Annotated in this window: 5 protein-coding genes and 1 pseudogene; all 6 read right to left on the bottom strand. The window is 73.8% G+C overall.

Features of this window, described 5'->3' with window-relative positions:
* Nucleotides 1-395: 395 nt before the first annotated feature.
* Nucleotides 396-1202, bottom strand: a complete 807-nt coding sequence (locus tag Q0195_RS12265) for a hypothetical protein (RefSeq protein ID WP_299278972.1) — start codon at nucleotides 1200-1202, stop codon at nucleotides 396-398.
* On the bottom strand, nucleotides 1199-1885 hold the full coding sequence (locus Q0195_RS12260) for a hypothetical protein (protein ID WP_299278969.1): 687 nt from the start codon (nucleotides 1883-1885) through the stop codon (nucleotides 1199-1201). Before Q0195_RS12260 ends, Q0195_RS12265 begins: the two co-directional genes overlap by 4 nt.
* Entirely contained in the window at nucleotides 1882-2517 is a 636-nt protein-coding gene (locus tag Q0195_RS12255) for an alternate-type signal peptide domain-containing protein (RefSeq protein ID WP_299278966.1), read from the bottom strand. Before Q0195_RS12255 ends, Q0195_RS12260 begins: the two co-directional genes overlap by 4 nt.
* Nucleotides 2514-3089: a signal peptidase I gene (locus Q0195_RS12250; RefSeq protein ID WP_299278964.1), complete on the bottom strand. Its 576-nt coding sequence runs from the start codon at nucleotides 3087-3089 to the stop codon at nucleotides 2514-2516. The genes Q0195_RS12255 and Q0195_RS12250 overlap by 4 nt, the downstream gene beginning before the upstream one ends.
* Nucleotides 3090-3175: 86 nt before the next feature.
* Nucleotides 3176-3817 (bottom strand): alternate-type signal peptide domain-containing protein, encoded by a 642-nt coding sequence (locus Q0195_RS12245; RefSeq protein ID WP_299278961.1) that lies wholly within the window; start codon nucleotides 3815-3817, stop codon nucleotides 3176-3178.
* Between the two features lie 99 nt (nucleotides 3818-3916).
* Nucleotides 3917-6183, bottom strand: a pseudogene (locus tag Q0195_RS12240) (hypothetical protein); the annotation flags it as partial.

Genomic DNA, 6183 nt, shown 5'->3' with positions numbered 1-6183 from the left:
CTCGATCTCGATGACGCCGTCCTTCTTCGCCATGTCCTCCGCTAACTCTTCTCTCCTGCGTGTGGCCGCCGCCGCGTGCGGCGACGGGGCGCACCGTGGAACTCGCCCGTTCCCCGGTTCCAGGCAGGGAGATGGGCAGGCACGCTCGTCCAGCGCTCCATCATACGCCATGACACCGGCCGCTGCGCGCATGACCTCACTCACAGGTCGAGGGCCGCCACGCGCCAGGTGGGCGGGGCCGCTCGGGGGGTAGCGGCCCCGCCCTGGACGCGGTGGCGGACGGCCGGTCCCGGCGCCGATCACCATCACCGGGAGCGGCCGGGCGGACCCGCCACCGCGTCCGTTACGCGCCGCCGGCCGGGCGAAGACCCGCGGGGCACATCTGGGGTCCCGGGCTAGGGCCCGGGGTCCCGCGCGGCGCGCCGCCGCGCGGAGAGGACGGCCAGTCCGGCACCCGCCCCGAGGGCGGCGCCGGCGGCCAGGACGAGCAGCCCGACGTCCGCCCCGGTCTGCTGCAGCTGTCCGCCGCCGGTCCTCGGGGCGCCGACATCCGACGTCGGCCCGGTGGGGGACGTCGGGGTCGGTGCCGGTGTCTGGCTCGGTGTCGGTGTCGCCGAGGGCAGGGTGCCGCCGATCTCGAGGAGGACGTCGAAGGACGCCTCCCGGGGGGCGACATTGGCGCGGTTGCCCGAGGTGGCCGCGAGCGGGAGCTCGTACGCCAGGTTGATCGGCACCTGCTCGCCGGTGTCGAGGTCGATCTCCAGGATCGGGGTGTGCCCCTGCTCATGGAGCTCGGTGAAGGACGCCGAACCGCCCGCCCACCGGACCCGCAGGTCGTCGTAGAAGTCGCCCTGGGCGCCGGCACCCCCGTAGCCCTCACCCGGGCTGCGGTGCTCGGGGTTGTGGTGGACGTCCGGCGCGTCGGGGTCGGCGAGCTCGACGTTGACGATGCTGGCGCGCAGGGTGCCGGCGGTCGGTCCGTCGTTGCGCACGAGCAGGGTCCGAGAGGCCGAGTCGCCGGGGACCGACACGGGCGTGCCGAGGAAGCTCTCGGCCGTGACGCTCGTGTAGGTGCGCCCGTCCCAGGAGAGCTGGATCGCCTCGTCGTAGGAGGGGTCGGCGTGGGCGGTACCGGCGCCGGCGGTGAGCACAGCCGCGAGCGCGACGGTCATGGCCGCCCGTCGGGTGCGGGTGCTGGTCACGGCTCCTCCCCAGGTCGGAACGTCTCGTAGGTGAAGGTGATGTGGTGCTCCGGCTCCGCGGCGGGGTCGAGGTCCGCGCGGACCTCGGCGTGCCACGTGTCCTCGTCGCTGACCTCGGTGCCGTTCGGGTCGGTCGCGGTGACGGTCGCCGTGTTCGTGTACTCCCCGAGCGGTGGGGACCCGTCGTAGCGGGCGAGGAGGCACCAGTACTCGGTGGTCGGGTCGGTGTCGGTGGTGTAGGTCGCCGGCACCGGGGTGGAGACGAGCTCGACGTGGGTCGGGACCTGTGCACCGACGTGGCACGCCGCGGCGGAGTCGACGCGGAAGATGCTCACCTGGGCGGTGCCGAGGATGCCGTCGCCCCAGGATGCGGGCGGGGCGACCTCGTAGGAGAGCCCCTTGTTCCCCTGGCTCAGGCTGTCGACCTGGATGGGGACGGCGAGCTCGTGCTCCGCCATGAGCCGGGCGGCGTGCTCCGGACCGAGGGTGAACACCGCCGTGCCGGAGGGGGCCGGCGCTGTCTGCCCCGGCGCCCCGACGGCGAAGTACTCGTACCCGGTGCCGAGCCGGCCGGCGACGGAGACGGTATCGCCCCACAGGGCGAGGGAGGTGCCCGCGACCCCCAGGGCGGCTCCGGCCGCTGCGCCGAGGGCGACGGCGAGGCCGCGACGTGTCGTCCTCATGAGGTGAACCCCTCCCCGCTGCGGACCTGGTCGAGGTCGATGGCGATGGTCCCGAGGTCGGCGACCTGGACCGGGGCGTCGGCCGCGAAGCGGTCGGGCATCTCCCGGTCGAAGGTCACCGTGACCTCGAGGGTGAAGGTGTCGCTGCGTCCGTCGTCGTCGGTGTCGAGCGCCGGGAGGGTGCGGCTGCTGCCGAGCGGGACGTCCTCGACCAGGGCGGTGTGGGCGGCGTCGCGCACGGTCCAGGTGGCGGCGGTGCCGGTGGCGAGGTCGGGGGCGCGCTCCCAGTCGACGGTGAGGTGCCCGAGCATGTTGTCCCCCTGGAGCACGGTGCGGAAGTCCTGGGTGAGGGTGACGGTGTCACCGGGCCGGGCGAGGAACTCCTCCGGGTCGATGTCGCGCGGCGTGCCGGGCACGTCGCGGGACGTCTCCCGCCAGGCGGTGTCGCCGACGAGCTCGATGTCGAGGTCGCCGGCGGTGATGCTCCCGGTCGGGCTGCTGCCGCCGGAGGTCCACAGGGCGACCGTGCCGCCGGCTCCGACGGCACCGGCGAGCAGTGCCGCGGCGGCGACGAGCGGGCCCGCGCTGCGCCGGCGGCGGGCGCGGCGTGGAGGGGTGGGGCGTGGGGTCACGATTCTCCCTTGGTGATCAGTCCTGCGCCGCGGCGGCGGCCGGCAAGAGAGTCGGAGATGACGAGGTAGGCGCCGTAGCCGAGGAGGAGGCAGGCGGCCGCGGTGACGACGAGGCCACGGTTGGGGCCCACGGCGTGGGCCACGTGCCCGACGTAGGGGACGTGGTAGACGACCCGGCCCATGACCTGCTCGGCCCTGATCGGGGGATCGTCGGCGCCGTTGGCGTCACCGCGCGTGACGTACCAGGTCTCGGCACCCGTGCGGATGCCGACGATCCGGTGCGTGATGAGGGTGGGGTCGTCCGACACCGGCTGGAAGGTGACGACGTCCCCCACGTCGTAGTTGTCCTGCGGGACGGCCACGACCATGTCCCCGGGGGCGTAGGTCGGCTCCATCGAGCCGGTGAGCACGGTGAGGGCGGCCCCGCCCATGACGCGGGGCACGACGGCGACGGCCGCGGCGAGCGCGAGCAGCGCCACGAGGGCGACGAGGGTGGCGCCGCGCAGCGCGGCACGCCCGAGGGAGTGCGACTGCTCGCGGACGGCGTCCTCGACGCCGGTGTCGGCGGTCATCGCGGTCTCCTTCCGGTGGTCTCGTCGCGGGGGTGGACGGGTGGGGGCGTGTCGGGGGGCGCACGCCCCCACCCGGGTCGGTGGGGTCAGTAGCCGCCCTCGCCGGCGCTGTCGCGCACCTGGGAGAGCGTGACCGTGAAGTCCTCCAGGACGGCGGTGGCCCGGACGAGGTCCTGCTCCTCCACCGTCTCCGGGAAGGTCACGTCGACGACGAGCTGGACGTTCGGGGCGGTCGGCAGGTCGGCCGGCAGCGTCGGCAGCGGGGCGACGTTGTTGGAGTTGTCGGCCGAGGCGAAGAGCACCGGCTCGGCCTCGAGGAGGTTGCCCTCCTCCACGACGGTCTGGTCGTTCTCGCGCTTGAGGACCACCTGGTACGTGGCCTCGGCACCGAGCGCGTCGAGGAGCTCCCCGTCGGCGGCGAGGTCGGCCAGCGAGAGCTCGGCGACCATGTTGTCGCCCTCGAGGGCGGCCTTGAAGCCGAAGGTGCCGCGGATGGTGTCCCCGGGGATGATCCGGAAGCGCTCCAGGTCGATGACGTGCCCGGCGTCGGTGCGGTCCTGCGACACGTCGAGCCACGTCGGCTGGGTGGCCTTGACGTCGAGGTTACCGGCGGTGATGGTCCCCCCGGCGACCGGGTCGCTGTCGCTCCACAGGGCGAAGGTCGCCCCGCCGAGGAGGAGTGCCGCGCCCGCAGCTCCGGCGACGAGGCCGGTCGTCTTCTTGTTCATGATCGGTTCTCCTTGTGTTGGGTGCTGTCCGCACGCACGACACGAGGTCGTGGAGGGTCGTGCTCACCGAGCGCCGTGCTCGGCCGTTCGTGGGGCCGGTCAGGGACCGGTCGGTGTCACCGGGCCGGAGGCGGTGCACACCATCTCCTCGCCTGGTTCGAGACGGGAGGTCGGGCAGTGGGCCGTGCCGACGCGGTCGTCGCGGACGACGACGTCGTGCAGGACGGTGCGGCCGGTGTTGCGGACCGTGTAGGTCCACGTGACCGTCGTGCCGTCGAGGACGCCGGTGCCGGCCGGGAGCTCGGGGTGGCCGTGGGGCAGGCCGAAGTGGGGCCAGCTCGCCACGTCCCACGCCCGCTTGACGACCGAGATCCCGGGCTCGAGCGTCTGGACGTTGGTGAAGGTGCAGGCGACGTCGTCCCCCGCGGTGATCCCGGTGATGACGACCGCGTCGCCGTGGACCGTGACCGCCCGGGGCCGGTCGTTGACCGTGCAGCGCACGTCGTCCAGGCTCCAGCCCTCGGCGTCCTGGGCGGGCGAGAGCCGCTCCTCGATACGCACGGTCGCCGCGGAGGCGTCCGGGCGGTCGAAGCGCACGGTGTACTCCACCGAGCCGGATGGTCCGGTGACCTGCGGGACCGCGGGCACGACCTGGCCGTCGCCGCCGGTGCGGGTGGCGGCGAAGGTCCAGCCCATGCCCGGGCCGGCCGTACCGCCGTAGGGCTGGACGACCTTGTCGACGGTGACCGTCGCCTGGCAGGTCGCGCCCTTGGCGAGGTTCTCCAGCAGCGGGGCGAGCTCGTGCCACCCGGTCTGGAAGTAGTCGGCGGTGTTCGCGGACGCACCCGGGGTGTAGCCGGTCGGCCCGGAGACGGCGCGCAGGTTGGCGGCGTCGCCGCTGATCCCGTCACCCACGCCGACGGCGAGCACACGGGTGCCCTGGGCCTTCAGGGCGTTGGCGGAGAAGATCGCCTGCTCGGTCTCGACGAACCGGGTGAAGCTGCCCGGCCCGGAGGGGTTGGTGCCCGTCCCGTAGAAGGTGGCGAGCCCGTCGGTGATGACGATGGCGAGGTCGAAGCGCTGGCCGTTCTCCGCCACCTGGGCGATACCGCGGTCCCAGTTCGTCCCGCCCTCGGCCTGGTAGCCGCTGATGCGCTGGCGGATCGTGGAGAGGTTGCCGTCGATCGGCAGGAGGTCGGGGTAGTTGCGGCCGCTCGGGGAGGTGTTCCGCGGCGCGGTCGAGGCGAAGGTGAACAGGGCGAGCCGCGAGCCCGTCCCCTCGAGCGCCTCGGCGAAGGCGATCGCCGAGCTCTTGAGGTCTCCGACGGCGCCGGCGTTGGCGACCGAGCCGGAGAGGTCGAGGACGAGGGCGACGTCGATACCCGCCTCGCAGGTCGCCGGCAGCTGCGGGTTGTCCCGGGAGACCTGCCAGCGCCCGCTCGAGACGTCGCGGGTCTGGTCTCCGCTGCCGGCCATGAAGTGGGTGCCGGAGCGGTAGGTGTTCCCGGCGCGGAGCTGAGATCCGGTGCGGAACCGGTAGGCGGTGGACTGCTGGCTGTTCGCGGCACCGGTGACGAGCGAGGTGTTGGGGTACCAGCCGCCCGGAGCGGACTCCTGGACCACCCAGAACTGGCGGTCACGGTTCTCGCCTGCCGGGGAGATCACACGCCAGTCCAGACAGACACCGACCCACCAAACACACTCGCGGACGCTCTCCTGCGTCTCCGGGACCGTGAAGCTGCAGTCGCCGGCGCTGTCCGAGACGCACGTCGCCCAGTCCGCGTCGACCGGCGCTGTCGGGCCGGACTGGCCGCCCTCGTAGAGCCGGAGGGTCACGCCGTCCAACCCAGCGACGCTGGAGCCGTCGGTACGGTCGCCGCCGACCTTGACCGTGATGACCGAGCTCGTGCTCCCGGGGCTGGGGACGGCCATCGGGGCGACGTCGGTCGCCTCCGCATCCGTCGCCCGGGGCTTCGCTGCCTCGCCGGCGGACCCGCCCTCGGCGGGACCCTCGGCCTGCTCGTCGGCTGCCTCCTGGTTCGCCTCGTCGGCGATCTCGTCGCGGTCCGGCTCCTCGCCGATGGCGACGGCCGCCGGGTCCGGGGCAGGTCCGGCGGGCTCCTCGGCGGCAGGCTCCTCGACGGCCGGCGCCTCCGGGACGGCGCCGTCCAGGGCCTCCACCTCGGTCGCCGGCTCCAGGGCCGTCGTGGCCTCCTCGGCCTGAACGGCGGGGGGCACGTCCCCCGCGAGGTCGTCGGTCGACCCGGTCGCGAGTGACGAGCTTCCGGCGGCCACCAGCGACAGGCTGAGCAGACCGATGAGGACCGCCCGGCCCCTGAGTCGCCCGCCTGTCGAGGTGCGCGTGC

It is taken from the genome of uncultured Georgenia sp. (assembly GCF_937958535.1).
Lineage (GTDB): Bacteria > Actinomycetota > Actinomycetes > Actinomycetales > Actinomycetaceae > Oceanitalea.
This window is presented reverse-complemented; position numbering and strand designations above follow the sequence as displayed.